Below are 15,227 nucleotides of genomic sequence, written 5' to 3'. Positions count from 1 at the left end.
CGTGAGCGTCCACCTGATCACCGGTGCCGGGTCCGGCATCGGTTCCGTCGTCGCGAGCCGTCTGCTCGACCGGGGTGATCAGGTCGTCGTGCTGGCCCGTGATGCGGGGCGCGCGAAGGAGATCACCGCGGCGCTTCCGGGCGCATCGGCGGTCGTCGGCGACCTGGCGCAGCCGGGCAGGCTCTCGTGGGCGCTGTCGAAGCAGGCGCTTCCCGAACGCATCGATTCGCTGATTCATGCAGCGGGTGTCGTCGACCTCGGGCCGGTAGCCGACCTCCCGGCGAACCTGTGGGAGCGTCAGCTCGCCGTGAACCTCGTCGGTCCGGCAGAGCTGACACGCCTGCTGCTGCCGGTGCTGCGTGTCTCCGGCGCACGTGTGGTGTTCGTCAACTCCGGCGCGGGGCTTCACGCGCACGCCGGCTGGTCTGCGTACGCCGCGTCGAAGCACGGGCTCAGGGCTCTCGCGGACGCGCTGCGGGCCGAGGAGGCCGAACACGGGGTGCGGGTGACTTCGATCTACCCCGGCCGCACTGCGACGCCCATGCAGGAGCGTGTACATCAGCAGGAGGGGCGCGACTACGACCCGGAGCGCTTCATCACGGCCGATTCTGTCGCGACCGCGATCCTCACCGCACTCGACCTGCCGGACGACGCCGCTCTCACAGACCTGACGATCCGCCCTCGCGGCTGATTCGGTTCCCTGCAGTCTCTCTTCCAGCTGTCAAGCCCCTGTGTTCTCGGGGCAGCGACGTGGATGATGTGCAGTGGGGAGAGAGTCTTGGAGGGAATCACATGTCCGAAGATCCAGATCCTAGATACGTGCTGCATCGGGTCACGCCATCGGAATGGGTGATCAACGACCGGCGGTACGAGTCGCACGATCCGCGGCACGTGGTGGCAAGCGTGTACGAATACGCCGACACCGAGGTCGAGGTCGTGTGGCTTCGTGATCTGCCCCTGGCAGTGCGATATGCCACTGCCGCCGAAGTTCTTCAGGAGGTGACGCGGGTGCAGGATTCGAGTCGGGCGACGAGGCCCATCCCGATTCCGCACCTGCCTCCGCTTCTCGCGACCTGAACAGACTGCGCGGCAGGACCCGGGGAGGGACCTGCCGCGCACTTCTGCGCTGGGCGAGGACTCAGGAGTCTTCGTCCACCGGCCGCTCTGCGGCCAAGCGGTCGGCAGCAGCACCGTCGACCTGGTCGGCGTCGGCGTCCGTGTCGAGCACGGGCTCGCCGTCGACCTCGCGGTGGGGGACGCCGTCGATCTCTGGGTCGTCGTCCGGGCGGGGAACGAGCGGTGGTATCGGGTTGTTGGTCATCGTTGACTCCTCTCGTGAGATGTGAGCGCCACGCTAGGCCGCGCAGTCAGTGGAGGGGATCGGGTTGACGGTCGCCGTCCGGAGGAGTAGCCGCCGATGCGTTCGACGTCGAGGGAGGAGTCACACGGTCTCCGGGCGCTTCTTGCGGAACGGCTTCGCTGGTGTGTGCGGACCATCCCACACGGTGATGATGCCCCAGGCGACTGCGGCGATGGGCACCGAGAGGACAGCGCCCACGATCCCACCCAGGATCGTCCCGGTGGTCAGGGCGAGCAGGATCACGAGGGCGTGCAGCTTGAGGGACCGAGCCATCACGACCGGTTGCAGGAAGTTGCCCTCGAGCTGGTTCACGAGCACGACGATGCCGACCACGATGAGGGCGGCCACCGGTCCGTGTGTGACGAGAGCCACGAGCGCCGCGAGGATTCCTGCCGCGGTCGCTCCGACGAGCGGGATGAAGGCCGTGAGGAAGACGATCACGGCGAGGGGCAGGGCGAGTGGGATCTGCAGGATCGCCAGACCGATGCCGATGCCGAGGGCGTCGGCCGCTGCGACGATCGAGGTGCCCCGGATGTAGCCCCCGAACACGTCGACCGTCTTGTCGCCGATGCGGCGGGCGCGCTCGTAGCTGGCGCCGGCGAAGGGACGCAGCAGGAACTCCCAGATGCGCGGTCCGTCCTTGAGGAAGAAGAACAGCACCACGATCATCAGCGCGAGGCCCGTGAAGAAGCTCGCGGTGGCTGAGACGCCCGCCAGGGCTCCGCGCCCGAACGAGGCGCTCGTCAGGAAGTCGCCGAGCCCGGCCCACACCTCATCGAGGTCGAACGACGCAAGGTTGAATGGCAGGGTGTCGAGCCACGCCGTCACCTGGGTGATGCCGTCGGTGGCCGAGTCGATGAGGTCGTCCCACTGCGAGCGGACCGTGAGCACGATCACCCAGACGATTCCGCCGAGAATCGCGAGGATTCCGATCAGTGCGATCCACGTCGCCAGGATCGACGGCACCCCGCGGCGGCGCATGAATGCGACGAGCGGGTGGATGGCCGAGGCGAGGATCAGCGCGATCGTCACCGGGATGAACACCAGTGAGAGCTGGGTGATCACCAGGACGCCGATCGCGACCAGGGCGAGCACCGACAGCGTCTGCAGACTCCGGGTGGCGGCGAGTCCGAAGCCGCGCGACCACAGGCCTGGTCCCGCGATCGGCCGTGCGCCGTCTGCTGGCGGGGCGGACATGGTCTCCGGTCGTCGGAAAAGTCCCAGCACGTGCATCCTCCACCTCGTCGAAGACCGTCTCTCTGACGAGGACGGCCTGGCCTTTCTATCCGGCACAGCAGGCGATGGCAAGTCCCTGGCGCTCCGCCTCGTGACGACCTGTCGACGACGCGCGTTCGCCGAGCCTGCACCGACGCCGAGTCAGGACATACGAAAAGAAGGCCCCGCGATCTCTCGCGGAGCCTTCTGTATGTGGACCTGGGGGGACTCGAACCCCCGACCCCCTGCATGCCATGCAGGTGCGCTACCAGCTGCGCCACAGGCCCAGAACTGCTTCCTCACTGCTCGAAGCAACTTGAACAGAGTACTACACGGATCGCGCGCAGCACCAATCGGCGAGAGCCTCCCGGGCGCGTCGCGTTAGGCTCGACGTCATGACGACGATCACCCCGATCACGCAGGCCGATTTCGACGAATGGTCGGGTCTGTGGCGTGGATATCTGACGTTCTACGGCACCCAGCTCTCGGACGAGATCACGGCTGAGACGTTCCGGCGGCTCGTCGAGGACAGGGAGCTGCACGGCGCCATCGCCCGCGACGCTGACGGGCGCGCGATCGGCATCGTGCACTGGCTCACCCACCCGGCGACGTGGAGCAGATCCGCCTACTGCTACCTCGAGGATCTCTACGTCGACGCCGAGTCGCGCGGCTCCGGAGCAGGCAGGCGGTTGATCGCGCATGTGCGGGAGTGGGCCGCGGAGCACGGATGCCAGAAGGTGTACTGGCTGACCCAGGAGACGAACATGACGGCTCGCGCGCTCTACGACAGTGTGGCGACGCACACGGGATACACCCACTACCAGATCGCGCTCTGAGCCCCGCGGAACAACGGCGCGATCGCGGGTGTTGTCACCACCGTGAGCATCCTGGACAGCGTCGTCATCGGCGCGGGTCAGGCCGTTCTGTCGGCCTCCTTCCACCTGACCCGCCTGGGTATCTCCCACGTCGTGCTCGACTCGGATTCCGAGCCAGGGGGCGCATGGCGGCACCGGTGGGATGCGTTGACGATGCGCGACGTGCACGGAGTGGCCGAGCTGCCGGGGGAGTCGCCTCCTCCGCGTGACGGCCAGCGGGCCAACACAGCCGTGCCGACATACTTCGCCGCCTACGAGCGCGCTCATGATCTTCCCGTGATCCGCCCTGTCCGTGTCGACCGCGTCGCCGACGACGACGGGATCCTGGTGGTCCACGCCGGGGAGCGGCAGTGGCGCGCTCGCACGCTCGTCAACGCCACCGGTACCTGGACGCATCCGTTCCTGCCGCACTATCCGGGCATGGAGACGTTCCTCGGCGAGCAGCTGCACACGGCCGACTATCCGGGACCGGAGCACTTCGCGGGCAAGCGAGTGCTCGTCGTCGGCGGTGGTGCGTCGGCCGTCCAGTTCCTCGGAGCCCTCGCACCGCTCACCGACACCCTCTGGGTGACGCGTCGCGAGCCGGTGTGGCGCAACGATGACTTCACCCCCGAAGCCGGAGCAGCGGCCGTTGCTCTCGTCGAGCAGCGGGTCGCCCAGGGGCTGCCCCCGCAGAGCGTCGTGAGTGTGACGGGGCTCATGCTGCGACCGCAGGAGCGCGAGGCCGAGCGTCTCGGGGCATACGCCGCCCGCCGCCCGATGTTCTCCCGCATCGAGCCGGACGGCGTCCGCTGGGCGGACGGCTCCTTCGAGCGCGTCGACGTGATCCTGTGGGCGACCGGGTTCCGCCCTGCGATCGCGCACCTCGCCCCGCTGCATCTGCGCAGTGCCGCCGGCGGGATCCAGCTCGATCGCGAGGGCCGCGGCACGACCGCGGTGCAGGATCCGCGCGTCCAGCTCGTCGGTTACGGTCCGTCGGCGAGCACGATCGGCGCGAACAGGGCGGGGCGCTCGGCCGCGAAGGGTGTGCAGCGAGCTCTGGCGAGGGAATCCCTGCGCACGTCGTAGAGCGAGCGGATCGGACTCGCATCAGGTGCGACATCGGGCGGAGTGCCGTCGCTACGCTGAGGGCATGATCCGCATCGTCCTCCTGGTCATCTGGCTTCTGCTGTCGGCGTGGCTCGTCATCTGGACCGGCGAGGGCCTGTTCGGGGTGAACCAGCGTGAATCGATCCTGCCGTTCTCCGGGGAGGACACCCTCGGCGGACCGATCATCATCGGCGTCGCGTGGGGCGTGATCCTCACCTTCGGAGGCACGCTGTCGGGATTCGGCCGGAGGACGAAGGTGCGCGGCGAGGCCGAGATCGGAGTCGGCCGCATCGTCGAGCTCTCCCGAACGGGCCTGACCGTCAACGACGCCCCGCAGTACGACGTCTTCATCCGGGTCACTCCCCGCGCCGGCGACGAGTTCATCGGAGGATTGCGGATGCTGGTCGAGCCTGACGACCTCGCCTCTCTGCAAGTCGGGCAGCCGATTCCGGTCCGATACAGTGTGAGCGATCAGGACACGGTCGAGCTCGCCGACATCACGGACCCCATGGTGCGAGAGGCGATGCTGCAGTGGCGCATAGAACGGGGTCTGATCGACCCCCGCCAGGTGAAGGCGCGCACGAGTGGCACACAGGTGCCGGCATCCGTGCTCGAGGTGCGTCCGACCGGACGCCGCCTCGAAGGGCAGAGCGAGCTGGCGCTCAAGGTGCTGATGGCTCCGGAGGGCGCTGCGACCTGGGAGGTCGACACGATGGTGTTCGTCTACCCGGAGGCGATCTCTCGATTCCAGGTCGGCGCGCCGATCTGGGCCTTCTACCGACGTGAGGATCCGCACACCGTGGCCGTGACGATCGAGAAGGAGGCCGGACGATGAATGTCCTCGACACCCTGATCTGGCTGATCAACTTCCCGGCCGCGCACGGATACGCGATGGTGTTCATCGCCGGGTTCTCGATCCTCGGGCTGTTCGCCGTGTCCGCACGCGGTGCAGCACCGGGAGTATCGCTGCGCCGCCTCCGCGAGCGTGAGGGCCTGCTGCACGGTGAGAAGCCCGCGCAGGGGAGGGCAGGCAGCACGGCACTGCGGATCGTGTTCCGGATCCTCGCCTTCGTGATGGTCGCGAACCTCGCGATCGGCATCCTGAGCCTCATCGGCGTCCCCATCACGCGCGCGTACATCCACGAGCATGGTCAGCCGACGACGGGAACGCGAGACGGTGACTGGGTCACCTTCACGACATCCTCGGGCGTCGAGTACACGGTGGAGAGCAATTTCTTCACCCCCGCGGTGTACCCGGATCGCGACGCCTACCTGCCGTCCGGCGAGCCGGTCGTCGTCCGGTATCTCCCCGGTCATCCACAGGCCTTCGTGATCGACAGCTCGCAGGGTCCTCGCTGAGAGCATCCCCGAGCCGACGTCGGCGCAGGCGCGTAGGGTGAAGACATGTCGCGAATCATCGTCTTCGGCGGCCACGGCCGCATCGCTCTCCTCCTCGCTCCGCTCCTCGTCGCCCGCGGCGACGAGGTGACCTCGGTCATCCGCAATCCCGACCACGTCTCAGATGTCGAAGCCACGGGGGCGCACGCACTCGTCGCGGACGTCGAGACCCTCGACACCGACGCTCTCGCGGAGATCATCAGCGGACACGACGCTGTGGTCTGGTCGGCCGGGGCCGGTGGCGGCTCTCCTGAGCGCACCTACGCCGTCGACCGCGACGCCGCGATCCGCACCATGGACGCCGCTGAGACCGCCCGTGTGAAGCGCTACGTCATGGTCTCCTGGCTCGGTTCGAAGGCCGATCACGGAGTGCCCGAGAGCGACGGCTTCTTCGCGTACGCCGATGCGAAGTGGGCGGCAGACGAGCACCTGCGATCGACAGACCTCGACGGCACGATCCTCGGCCCGGGCACGCTCACGTTCGACGAGCCCACGGGGCGTATCGTCCTCGACCCCGAGGGCAAGGGAGAGGTCTCCCGCGCCGACGTGGCAGCCGTGATCGCCGAGGCCGTCGGCAACCCGTCGACCTTCGGTCGGACCATCAGATTCGGAAACGGCACGGACGACACAGCGGTGCCGATCGTCGACGCCCTCAGCGCCTGACCTCATGTTGCGGCGTCGCTTCGGGGCAGTCGGTGCGGCGGTGATCGTCGCCCTCGCCCTGGCGTCCGCACCGGCCCCTGCCGCGGCGAACGGCTCTGCGCGAGTCGGCGACGCACGGTCGGACGCCTCCTCCTCCGGATCAGACGAGCACGCAGCGGATCTCGTGTCCGACATGACGACGTCCGAACAGGCGGCGAGCATAGTGATGGGGCATATCCCCACGACGGATGCTGCCGCCCTCCACGCGTACATGCAACAGGGCCTCGGCGGATTCATCCTGATGGGTGCAAACATGCCCGCGGCGGATGACGAACTGCGGACTCTCACCGCTGCTCTCACGGTCGATCCTGCTCTGCCTCCGCTCATCGCGATCGACCAGGAGGGTGGGATCGTGTCGCGCCTCGGCAGCGACGAGTTCCCTGCCTCGACCAGCCTCAAGTCGCAGCCGGCTGAAGACACAGCGGCGGCTTTCTCAGCCCGGGCCGCGCTCGTCGCGAAGGCCGGGATCAGCGTGAACTTCGGCACGGTCGCAGACGTCACGTCCGACTCGTCGTCGTTCATCTACGGCCGGGCACTCGGAACCGATCCTCAGTCGGCAGCAGAGCGGGTCACGGCCGCCACGACGGCGCAGGAGCAGGTGGTCGCGTCGACGCTGAAGCACTTCCCCGGTCATGGAGCAGCACCGGGCGACTCCCATCAGGCCATACCGACGACCGGCGAGACGATCGACGAATGGCGTGCCACCGATGCGGTGCCGTTCGTCGCCGGTGTGGAAGCCGGTGCCTCACTGCTCATGTTCGGCCATCTGGCCTACACCTCAGTGGATCCGGCTCCCGCGTCTCTCTCGGCGCGCTGGCACGAGATCGCTCGAGAGGAACTGGGCTTCGACGGGGTGATCGTGACAGACGACCTCGGGATGCTGCAGTCCTCGGGGGTTCCGGAGTACGCCGACCCTGTGCGCAATGCGGTGTCGGCGGTCTCCGCCGGAAGTGATCTCCTGCTCATGATCGCGGGTTCGACGCCCGATACCGCGGGCGAGATCGTGCGGGGGCTCACGGCGGCGGTCGATGCAGGAACGCTCCCCGTCGATCGCCTCGCCGAGGCGGCGACACGCGTGATGTCGCTGCGCCTGCAGTCGACGTCGGCGACGACGGACTGGGCGCTGTGCCCGGAGTGCGAGCAGGTGGACTGACGCGTCAGCTCGCGACTGCGGCGGGCTGAGCAACGGAGCCGAGCCACGCGTGCAGCAGCTCGCCGCGAAGCCGTGTGCCTCGCTCTGCGAAGACGCGCTGCTGACGCACGTACTCCGCTTTGCCCTCGGCAGTCTCGATCGGCACGGGCACGACGCCCCACGGTGCCAGGTCATAGGGCGCGGCCTGCATGTCGAGAAGGCGGATGTCCCTGGCGAGCTCGAACGCGTCGAGCAGCAGTTCGCCCGGCACCAGGGGGCCGAGTTTGACCGCCCACTTGTACAGGTCCATGCCGGCGTGCAGACAGCCGGGCTGCTCGAACAGAGGCTGGTCGTCGCGCGTCAGCTCTGTGCGGTTGCGGGGCACCGCGTCGGGGGTGAAGAACCGGAAGGCGTCGAAGTGCGTGCACCGGAGGTCATGACTCTCGACGACCAGGTCGGTGCCTGCCTGCCCGAGACGCAGGGGCACCGGGTGCCTGTGCTCGTCGGCTCGGTAGACCATCGCCCACTCGTGCAGTCCGAAGCATCCGAACTGACCGGGGCGCGAGGCGGTGCGGCGCAGCATCCGCTCGATGAGACCGGCGAGGTCGGCCTTCTCGTGCGCGAACACGGCGGCATCCGGGACCGCACCGTCTTCGGTCCGGCCGGGGGAGTACCAGCGCCATGCGAGCCGGTCGTGGGCCTGCTCCAGCTCGACTCCGGCACCAGGGTGCCACCGACGCAGCTGCGCGGGCTTGTAGCTGTAGTAGGTGAAGAGAAAGTCCCACACCGGGTGCTTCTCGCCTCGCGCGGTCCGCTCCCGGTGCTCGGCCGTGAGCGCATCGGCTCTCGCCTGGTGCGCTCGCTCGCGCTCCAGCCAGTCCGTCCGCGGAAGCGACGTGACCATGTCAGCGGAGGATGCCGGCTTTGCCGAGCAGGTCGCGGAGTCCCGCGCCGTCCTCGGCGCTGACCCAGGGGGCGACGCCTTCTGCATGCGGCTCGTGTCCGGCGCGTCCACCGGCGAGAACCGCCTCGGCCGGCAGCAGGCGACGGATGGCGACGCCGGCGACGGAGCTCGGGTGCTCGTCCATGAACTCGGAGTAGATCGACTCGTCATGCTGACCGTCGTCACCGATCAGCAGCCACTTCACGTGCGGGAACTCGGTTGCCAGGCGCCGCAGGTTGGTGAGCTTGTGCTCTCGTCCGCTGCGGAACCAGCGGTCGTGCGTGGGCCCCCAGTCGGTGAGGAGCATGGAGCCTGCCGGGAAGAGGTGTCGCCCGAGGAAGCGCCGGAGCGTGGGGGCGACGTTCCAGGCGCCGGTCGACAGATAGACCATCGGCGCGCCGGGGTACTCGCGGAGCACCTGGTCGAGAAGCACGGCCATGCCCGGCACGGGGATGCGTGCGTGCTCGTCGACGACGAACGAGTTCCAGGCGGCGATGAACGGACGGGGGAGAGCGGTCACCATCACGGTGTCGTCGACGTCGGAGACCACGCCGAAGTGCGTCGACTCTGCCACGATGAACGCGGTCGTCTCGACCGGTTCCTGGCCCTCGACGGAGAACGTGAACGTCTGCCATCCAGGCTCGAGATCGGTGTGCACGACCGAGTCGATCACACCTCCTCGGTCGGCGACGACGTAGTGCGTCGAGTCGCCGATCTGCACGGCGACCTTCGCGAAGCTCACCGGGATGCCGACGAAGCTCCGCCAGCCGCGGACGCTCGCCGGCTCACCGTCTTTCGTGCTCCGCGCAGGCGGGACGATGAGCACGCGTCCGACGACTCGCACCCACCCGGGGCCCCCGTAACCGGGGAACGGGAGGATGGTCGCGGTGCGACCGCGACGGCGCGCTCGTCCCTCGCGCCACACATGGAGGCGGTGTTCGAGGCGCGCGAACCAGTGGATCCGGGGCGCCGGGGGTGACGAAGCCATTGCTTCAGTCTTTCACGTCGGTCGAGTCCTTCGCGTCGGAGATGTCGAGATGACGAGACTCGAGGCGAGAGATCACCTTCTTGCCGACGAACACAGCGATGAGGAAGAGGGCGATGATGCCGACGAAGATGTATCCCGCGTAGTGCACCCGGTCGGCGAGTTCGTCGAAGCTGCCCGCGGCGAGCGAGGTGATGCTCACGTATGCCGTCGCCCACAGCAGGCAGGCGGGTGCCGTCCACGCGAGGAACCGGCGGTATGAGTAGTGGCTCATGCCCACGGTCAGAGGCACGAGAGAGTGCAGCACGGGCAGGAAGCGCGAGAGGAAGATGGCGATGCCCCCGCGGCGGGCGAGGTACCGCTCGGCGCGCACCCAGTTCTCCTCGCCGACCCGACGACCGACCCACGAAGCGCGGATGTGCGGACCGATCCACCGCCCGAGCCAGAAGCCGATGCTCTCGCCGATCAATGCGCCGAGCACGACGGAGACGACCATCGCCACTGCCTGGGGGAGGCTGGTGATGCCGATCGATGCGACGAGCACGACGGTGTCGCCCGGGAAGACGAGGCCGATCAGGACGCTTGTCTCGAGCATCACTGCGAGCCCGGCGACGAGCGTGCGGGCAACCGGATCGATGGACCGCATGAAGTCGATCAGCCACGGCACGAAGTCGTCCACCCCTTGAGAATACGGGACTCCTCGCGGCCTAGGCTGAGAACGTGCCCGAACCTCTGAGCACCCGCGTCTTCCCCGACCGGGTGGCGCCCGAAGCGCTCTTCCTCGCGCTCGAACGGGAGCACTCCGATCTGTTCTGGCTCGATGCGGGGGCCGATGCGCCCGAGGGATGGAGCTTGGTCGGAACCGGTGTTCCGTCGGCTTTCCCCGGCGAAGTCCGACTGGACGTCGCCCGTGCTGCCGCGAGTCCTGCCGCCGACGGGGTTCCGCCGCTGCTGGGCGGGTGGGTCGGATGGTACGACTACGAGAGCGGCGCCCGAGCAGCGGGAGCTCCCGTGGCGGATGCGGCCGAGGTGCCGGGCGGAGCCTGGTTGCGTATCTCTCGACTGGCGGCGTTCGACCACACGACGGGCGCCGTCTGGGTGGCCGCAGCCGAGGCGGACCTCGACGATTGGGAGGTCTCCGTTTCGCGCGCCGCTGCGACGACGGTGCCGGAGGACGGTGCGGCCCTGATCGAGGTAGGGACGAGGCGCGTCGAGGCGCGACACACCCCGACCGAGTACGCCGCACTCATCGAGCGCTGCCGCGAGCTGATCCGCGCGGGGATCGCCTATCAGCTCTGCCTGACGACGCGCTTCACCGTCCCCGGCGAGCACGACGGCGTCGCGGTGTATCGACGACTCCGTTCGGCCACCCCAGCGCACCACGGCGGATTCATCCGCATCGGCGGTCGGTCGCTGCTGAGTGCGAGCCCTGAGCAGTTCCTCCACGCAGCGGGTGGAATCATCCGCACTCGTCCGATCAAAGGGACGCGACCTCGCGGCACGGATGCCGCGCACGACGCCGAGCTCGCCTCGGAGCTCGCCGCCGATGCGAAGGAGCGCGCCGAGAACGTCATGATCGTCGATCTGATGCGCAACGATCTGTCGCAGGTCTGCGAACCGGGGTCGATCCGTGTCGACGCGCTGTGGGCGGTGGAGACCTACCCGGCCGTGCACCAGCTCGTCAGCACGGTCAGTGGCACGGCGTCTTCCGGCACGACGGCCGGTGCGCTCTTCGGCGCCGCCTTCCCCGCGGGCAGTATGACCGGCGCCCCGAAGCTCTCGGCGATGACGCGGCTGCGCGAGCTGGAGGGCGGGCCCCGCGGAATCTACGCCGGATGCTTCGGCTACATCGGCGACGACGGGTCACTCGACCTCGCGATGGTCATCCGCAGCATCGTCATCGGCAGCGCGGATGCGGTCGTCGGGGCGGGCGGCGGAATCACCTGGCGATCGGTCGCTGCTTCCGAGGTCGCGGAGGTCGCGACGAAGGCGCGTGCACCTCTTGCGGCGCTCGGCGCGGAAATGCCCGCGGCCTGGGCTTCCGATATCCTGAACTGACCCCCTTTTCCCTTCAGATTGGTCGTGCGTTCGTTGTCTGAGAACCTGTCCACCTCTCCCGTCGACGAGGAGACCTCCTCGGCGCACGCTATCCAGGCCAAGTGGCAGAAGTACTGGGCGGAGAACGAGACGTTCCTCACCGGCGGCGACGACGACAAGCGGCCTCGCCGCTACGTGCTGGCGATGTTCCCGTACCCGTCCGGCGACCTGCACATGGGGCACGCCGAGAACTACCTCTACTCAGACATCGTGGCTCGCTTCTGGCGTCACCGCGGCCACAACGTGCTCAACCCGATCGGCTGGGACTCGTTCGGCCTGCCCGCCGAGAACGCCGCGATCCGTCAGGGTGCCGACCCCCGGGAGTGGACCTATCAGAACATCGCGCAGCAGAAGCAGGCGTTCCAGAACTACGGAGTCTCCTTCGACTGGTCGCGAGTGCTGCACACGTCCGACCCCGAGTACTACCGCTGGAACCAGTGGCTGTTCCTGAAGCTGCACGAGCGCGGTCTGGCCTATCGCAAGAAGAGCGCCGTGAACTGGTGCCCCAACGATCAGACGGTGCTCGCGAACGAGCAGGTCGTCGACGGGCGATGCGATCGCTGCGGCGCGGAGGTCGTGAAGAAGAAGCTGACCCAGTGGTACTTCAAGATCACGGACTACGCCGACCGACTGCTCGACGACCTGAACCAGCTCGAGGGCTTCTGGCCGCACAAGGTGCTGCAGATGCAGCGCAACTGGATCGGTCGCTCGATCGGTGCGGACGTCGATTTCCGCATCGAGGGACGCGAGCAGCCGGTCACGGTGTTCTCGACACGCCCCGACACGCTGCACGGCGCGACCTTCTTCGTGGTGGCTCCTGATTCCGACCTGGCGTCAGAGCTGGCGGCGGATGCTCCTGCCGAGGTGCGCGAGCGCTTCCAGAAGTATCTGGCCGAGGTGCAGAAGACCACCGATGTCGACCGTCAGGCGACCGATCGTCCGAAGACCGGTGTCTTCCTCGAGCGGTACGCGATCAATCCGGTCAGCGGCGAGAAGCTGCCGGTCTGGGCGGCCGACTACGTGCTGGCCGACTACGGCCACGGAGCAGTGATGGCCGTGCCCGCGCACGACCAGCGCGACCTCGACTTCGCGCGTGCCTTCGACCTGCCGGTCAAGGTCGTCGTCGACACGACGGCGCCGATCACCGGCGCGATGCCCGTCATCGAGGTCGACGAGGAGGGCGTGCCGATCGACACCGGCGCCGCACTCGACGAGCAGAACCCCGCGTCCACGGGCATCGCGCTGACCGGTGAGGGACGGATGATCAACTCCGGTCAGCTCAACGGTCTGTCGAAGCGCAACGCGATCGCCCGCGCGATCGAGCAGCTCGAGGCCTCCGGCACCGGTCGCGCTGCGAAGAACTACCGACTGCGCGACTGGCTGATCTCTCGTCAGCGCTTCTGGGGCACGCCGATCCCGATGCTGCACGCCGAGGACGGCCGGATCATCCCGGTGCCCGAGGATCAGCTGCCCGTGAAGCTGCCCAGTGTCGAGGGACTCGACCTGAAGCCCAAGGGATCGTCCCCGCTCGGTGCGGCGGAGAGCTGGGTGCGCACGGTCGATGCCGCCAGTGGCGACCCGGTGCTGCGCGACCCCGACACGATGGACACGTTCGTCGACAGCTCGTGGTACTTCCTGCGCTTCCTCTCGCCGAACAGCGACACAGTGGCCTTCGACCCTGCTCAGGCCGCACGGTGGTCGCCGGTCGATTCGTACATCGGCGGCGTCGAGCACGCGATCCTGCACCTGCTCTATGCGCGCTTCATCACCAAGGTGCTGTTCGACATGGGGCTCATCGATTTCACCGAGCCGTTCTCCAACCTGATCAACCAGGGCATGGTCCTGCTCGACGGCGCGAAGATGTCGAAAAGCAAGGGAAACCTCGTGCTGTTCGAGGAGGAGCTCGACGCCTACGGTGCCGACGCCCTGCGTGTCGGCCTCGCCTTCGCCGGCCCGGTGGAAGACGACAAGGACTGGGCAGATGTCTCGACCACGGGTGCCCAGAAGTTCCTGGCGCGCGCACTGCGGGTCGCCCGCGAGGTGTCTTCCCCCGTCGACGTCGTGTTCGCCGGTGGCGACGCCACGCTGCGCCGTGCCACGCACAAGCTTCTCGCCGATGCTCCGTCCCTCGTCGAACAGACGAAGTTCAACGTCCTCGTCGCTCGTCTCATGGAGTTGGTGAACGTCGCTCGAAAGACCATCGACGGCGCTCCCGGTGCGGCTGATCCGGCGGTCCGCGAGGCCGCCGAGACGGTCGCCGTGATGCTCGACCTGATCGCCCCTCACACCGCGGAGGAGATGTGGGAGATCCTCGGTCACGAGCCCTCCGTCGGACTCGTGACGTGGCGATCAGCCGATCCGGCTCTGCTCGTCGAAGACACGGTGACCGCCGTCGTGCAGGTGGGCGGCAAGGTCCGCGCTCAGCTCGAGGTCCCGGCGCGCATCGGCGAGGTCGAGCTCGAGGCACTGGCCCGTGCTGACGAGCGCGTCATCCGCTCGATCGGCGACCGCGAGATCGTCAAGGTCGTCGTCCGCGCTCCGAAGATCGTCAGCATCGTCGTCAAGGGCTGATCTCTCGAGTCGTCACCATCGACTCGTCTGCTCTGCACATCCGGCCGCCCATCGGGGATTCTCCCCGATGGGCGGCTGGGCGTCTCCTTGCTTCCGGCGGGATGCTTAGCGTTGTCGGATGTCCGAGTCCCCGTCCAAGTCGCCGCCCCCACGACGACTGAGGCTGGGCGTCGGCGCGGCCATCGTGCTGGCACTCGTCGTGCTCTCGGCCGCTGTCGGTCTCGGGTTGATGCGCGGCCAGGCCGCACCCACGGAATCGGTGCCGCTGTCGACCGGCGCCGGGGCGACCACAGGCTCATCGGGCGAGCTGTACGTGCATGTGCTCGGAGCGGTCGCGAGTCCCGGGCTCTACGTCCTCGACCTCGATTCGCGCTTGGTCGACGCGGTGGCTGCTGCCGGGGGAACGACGGACGACGCCGACCTGACCGCCATCAACCTCGCCCGCGTGCTCTCGGATGGTGAGCAGATCATCGTGCCCGTGATCGGGGCAGCTGCAGAGACGGGAGGAACCACCCCGGGCGATGACCGAGTCGATCTCAACACGGCTGATCAGGCAGCGCTCGAGGGCCTCCCGCGGATCGGTCCCGCGCTCGCGGAGCGCATCATCACGTGGCGAGAGGAGAACGGGCGGTTCGCCTCGGTCGACGACCTTCTCGCCGTGCCCGGCATCGGCGAGAAGCTGCTCGCCGGCATCCGTGACGGTGTGCGCGTGTGACGCTGGACCTCCCCGCGTGTGCGCTGCTGAAGTGGACTCCCGATCACAGCGCCGCCACGCGGGCATGTTCTGCGTCGCACACCGTAGAGCGGCACCATAGGTGACTCGCCGACCTGAGGTATGAGCCGTGGGCGGCGGGGGAGTG

At 68.1% G+C, this 15,227-nt stretch carries 16 protein-coding genes and 1 tRNA gene; 11 read left to right on the top strand and 6 right to left on the bottom strand.

The features are described 5' to 3' along the window. Position 1 precedes the first annotated feature (1 nt). On the top strand, positions 2-691 hold the full coding sequence (locus FIV50_RS10310; protein WP_140037361.1) for an SDR family oxidoreductase: 690 nt from the start codon (positions 2-4) through the stop codon (positions 689-691). A gap of 101 nt (positions 692-792) precedes the next feature. After that, entirely contained in the window at positions 793-1,077 is a 285-nt protein-coding gene (locus FIV50_RS10305; RefSeq protein WP_140037360.1) for a hypothetical protein, read from the top strand. A gap of 61 nt (positions 1,078-1,138) precedes the next feature. On the opposite strand, the gene FIV50_RS10300 is transcribed toward FIV50_RS10305, so the two are convergent. The 3 genes from FIV50_RS10300 to FIV50_RS10290 form a co-directional block, all read right to left on the bottom strand. Continuing rightward, the gene (locus FIV50_RS10300) at positions 1,139-1,321 is read right to left on the bottom strand and encodes a hypothetical protein (RefSeq protein ID WP_140037359.1); all 183 of its coding nucleotides are present in this window, start codon (positions 1,319-1,321) and stop codon (positions 1,139-1,141) included. A 120-nt stretch (positions 1,322-1,441) separates the two neighbouring features. Further along, positions 1,442-2,557, bottom strand: coding sequence for an AI-2E family transporter (locus FIV50_RS10295; RefSeq protein WP_258184212.1), 1,116 nt, complete (start codon positions 2,555-2,557; stop codon positions 1,442-1,444). A gap of 232 nt (positions 2,558-2,789) precedes the next feature. Further along, a tRNA-Ala gene (locus tag FIV50_RS10290) sits at positions 2,790-2,862 on the bottom strand. 108 nt (positions 2,863-2,970) lie between these two features. On the opposite strand from FIV50_RS10290, the gene FIV50_RS10285 reads away from it, so the two are divergent. The 6 genes from FIV50_RS10285 (at position 2,971) to FIV50_RS10260 (ending at position 7,792) form a co-directional block, all read left to right on the top strand. Next, positions 2,971-3,411 (top strand): GNAT family N-acetyltransferase, encoded by a 441-nt coding sequence (locus FIV50_RS10285; RefSeq protein ID WP_140037357.1) that lies wholly within the window; start codon positions 2,971-2,973, stop codon positions 3,409-3,411. Between the two features lie 42 nt (positions 3,412-3,453). Continuing rightward, positions 3,454-4,518, top strand: a complete 1,065-nt coding sequence (locus FIV50_RS10280) for an NAD(P)-binding domain-containing protein (protein WP_140037356.1) — start codon at positions 3,454-3,456, stop codon at positions 4,516-4,518. Positions 4,519-4,582: 64 nt separating this feature from the next. Then, on the top strand, positions 4,583-5,374 hold the full coding sequence (locus FIV50_RS10275; RefSeq protein WP_140037355.1) for a hypothetical protein: 792 nt from the start codon (positions 4,583-4,585) through the stop codon (positions 5,372-5,374). Further along, positions 5,371-5,898 (top strand): hypothetical protein, encoded by a 528-nt coding sequence (locus FIV50_RS10270; protein WP_140037354.1) that lies wholly within the window; start codon positions 5,371-5,373, stop codon positions 5,896-5,898. Before FIV50_RS10275 ends, FIV50_RS10270 begins: the two co-directional genes overlap by 4 nt. A gap of 45 nt (positions 5,899-5,943) precedes the next feature. Beyond that, positions 5,944-6,600 carry an SDR family oxidoreductase gene (locus tag FIV50_RS10265; protein WP_140037353.1) on the top strand — a complete coding sequence of 219 codons (657 nt, stop codon included), beginning with the start codon at positions 5,944-5,946 and terminating at the stop codon, positions 6,598-6,600. A 4-nt stretch (positions 6,601-6,604) separates the two neighbouring features. Continuing rightward, positions 6,605-7,792 (top strand): glycoside hydrolase family 3 N-terminal domain-containing protein, encoded by a 1,188-nt coding sequence (locus FIV50_RS10260; RefSeq protein ID WP_140037352.1) that lies wholly within the window; start codon positions 6,605-6,607, stop codon positions 7,790-7,792. Positions 7,793-7,796: 4 nt separating this feature from the next. Here the strand turns inward: FIV50_RS10260 and FIV50_RS10255 are convergent, their stop codons facing one another. Genes FIV50_RS10255 through FIV50_RS10245 form a run of 3 tightly spaced genes read right to left on the bottom strand, consistent with a single transcriptional unit; the run spans position 7,797 to position 10,378 of the window. Next, positions 7,797-8,675, bottom strand: a complete 879-nt coding sequence (locus tag FIV50_RS10255) for a 3-methyladenine DNA glycosylase (protein ID WP_140037351.1) — start codon at positions 8,673-8,675, stop codon at positions 7,797-7,799. A 1-nt stretch (position 8,676) separates the two neighbouring features. Then, positions 8,677-9,702, bottom strand: coding sequence for an App1 family protein (locus FIV50_RS10250; RefSeq protein WP_140037350.1), 1,026 nt, complete (start codon positions 9,700-9,702; stop codon positions 8,677-8,679). A 4-nt stretch (positions 9,703-9,706) separates the two neighbouring features. Beyond that, a complete protein-coding gene (locus tag FIV50_RS10245) occupies positions 9,707-10,378 on the bottom strand; it encodes a DedA family protein (RefSeq protein WP_140037349.1) in 672 nt (223 codons plus the stop codon). Between the two features lie 41 nt (positions 10,379-10,419). On the opposite strand from FIV50_RS10245, the gene FIV50_RS10240 reads away from it, so the two are divergent. The 3 genes from FIV50_RS10240 (at position 10,420) to FIV50_RS10230 (ending at position 15,082) form a co-directional block, all read left to right on the top strand. Continuing rightward, positions 10,420-11,757, top strand: a complete 1,338-nt coding sequence (locus FIV50_RS10240; protein WP_140037348.1) for an anthranilate synthase component I family protein — start codon at positions 10,420-10,422, stop codon at positions 11,755-11,757. Positions 11,758-11,790: 33 nt separating this feature from the next. Then, complete coding sequence (leuS, locus tag FIV50_RS10235) at positions 11,791-14,367, top strand: leucine--tRNA ligase (protein WP_140037347.1); 2,577 nt, start codon at positions 11,791-11,793, stop codon at positions 14,365-14,367. A 118-nt stretch (positions 14,368-14,485) separates the two neighbouring features. Next, positions 14,486-15,082 (top strand): ComEA family DNA-binding protein, encoded by a 597-nt coding sequence (locus tag FIV50_RS10230; protein WP_140037346.1) that lies wholly within the window; start codon positions 14,486-14,488, stop codon positions 15,080-15,082. The last annotated feature ends 145 nt before the right edge of the window (positions 15,083-15,227 follow it).

It is taken from the genome of Microbacterium foliorum (genome assembly GCF_006385575.1).
GTDB lineage: Bacteria > Actinomycetota > Actinomycetes > Actinomycetales > Microbacteriaceae > Microbacterium > Microbacterium foliorum_B.
The sequence above is the reverse complement of the archived record's forward strand: the minus strand, read 5'-3'. Positions and strand labels throughout refer to the sequence as shown.

Coding starts and splice junctions, on each gene's coding strand:
- FIV50_RS10260 (WP_140037352.1), top strand. CDS start 6,605: ATGTTGCGGCGTCGCTTCGGGGCAGTCGGTGCGGCGGTGATCGTCGCC.
- FIV50_RS10285 (WP_140037357.1), top strand. CDS start 2,971: ATGACGACGATCACCCCGATCACGCAGGCCGATTTCGACGAATGGTCG.
- FIV50_RS10270 (WP_140037354.1), top strand. CDS start 5,371: ATGAATGTCCTCGACACCCTGATCTGGCTGATCAACTTCCCGGCCGCG.
- FIV50_RS10305 (WP_140037360.1), top strand. CDS start 793: ATGTCCGAAGATCCAGATCCTAGATACGTGCTGCATCGGGTCACGCCA.
- FIV50_RS10230 (WP_140037346.1), top strand. CDS start 14,486: ATGTCCGAGTCCCCGTCCAAGTCGCCGCCCCCACGACGACTGAGGCTG.
- FIV50_RS10300 (WP_140037359.1), bottom strand. CDS start 1,321: ATGACCAACAACCCGATACCACCGCTCGTTCCCCGCCCGGACGACGAC.
- FIV50_RS10250 (WP_140037350.1), bottom strand. CDS start 9,702: ATGGCTTCGTCACCCCCGGCGCCCCGGATCCACTGGTTCGCGCGCCTC.
- FIV50_RS10275 (WP_140037355.1), top strand. CDS start 4,583: ATGATCCGCATCGTCCTCCTGGTCATCTGGCTTCTGCTGTCGGCGTGG.
- FIV50_RS10255 (WP_140037351.1), bottom strand. CDS start 8,675: ATGGTCACGTCGCTTCCGCGGACGGACTGGCTGGAGCGCGAGCGAGCG.
- FIV50_RS10295 (WP_258184212.1), bottom strand. CDS start 2,557: ATGTCCGCCCCGCCAGCAGACGGCGCACGGCCGATCGCGGGACCAGGC.
- FIV50_RS10265 (WP_140037353.1), top strand. CDS start 5,944: ATGTCGCGAATCATCGTCTTCGGCGGCCACGGCCGCATCGCTCTCCTC.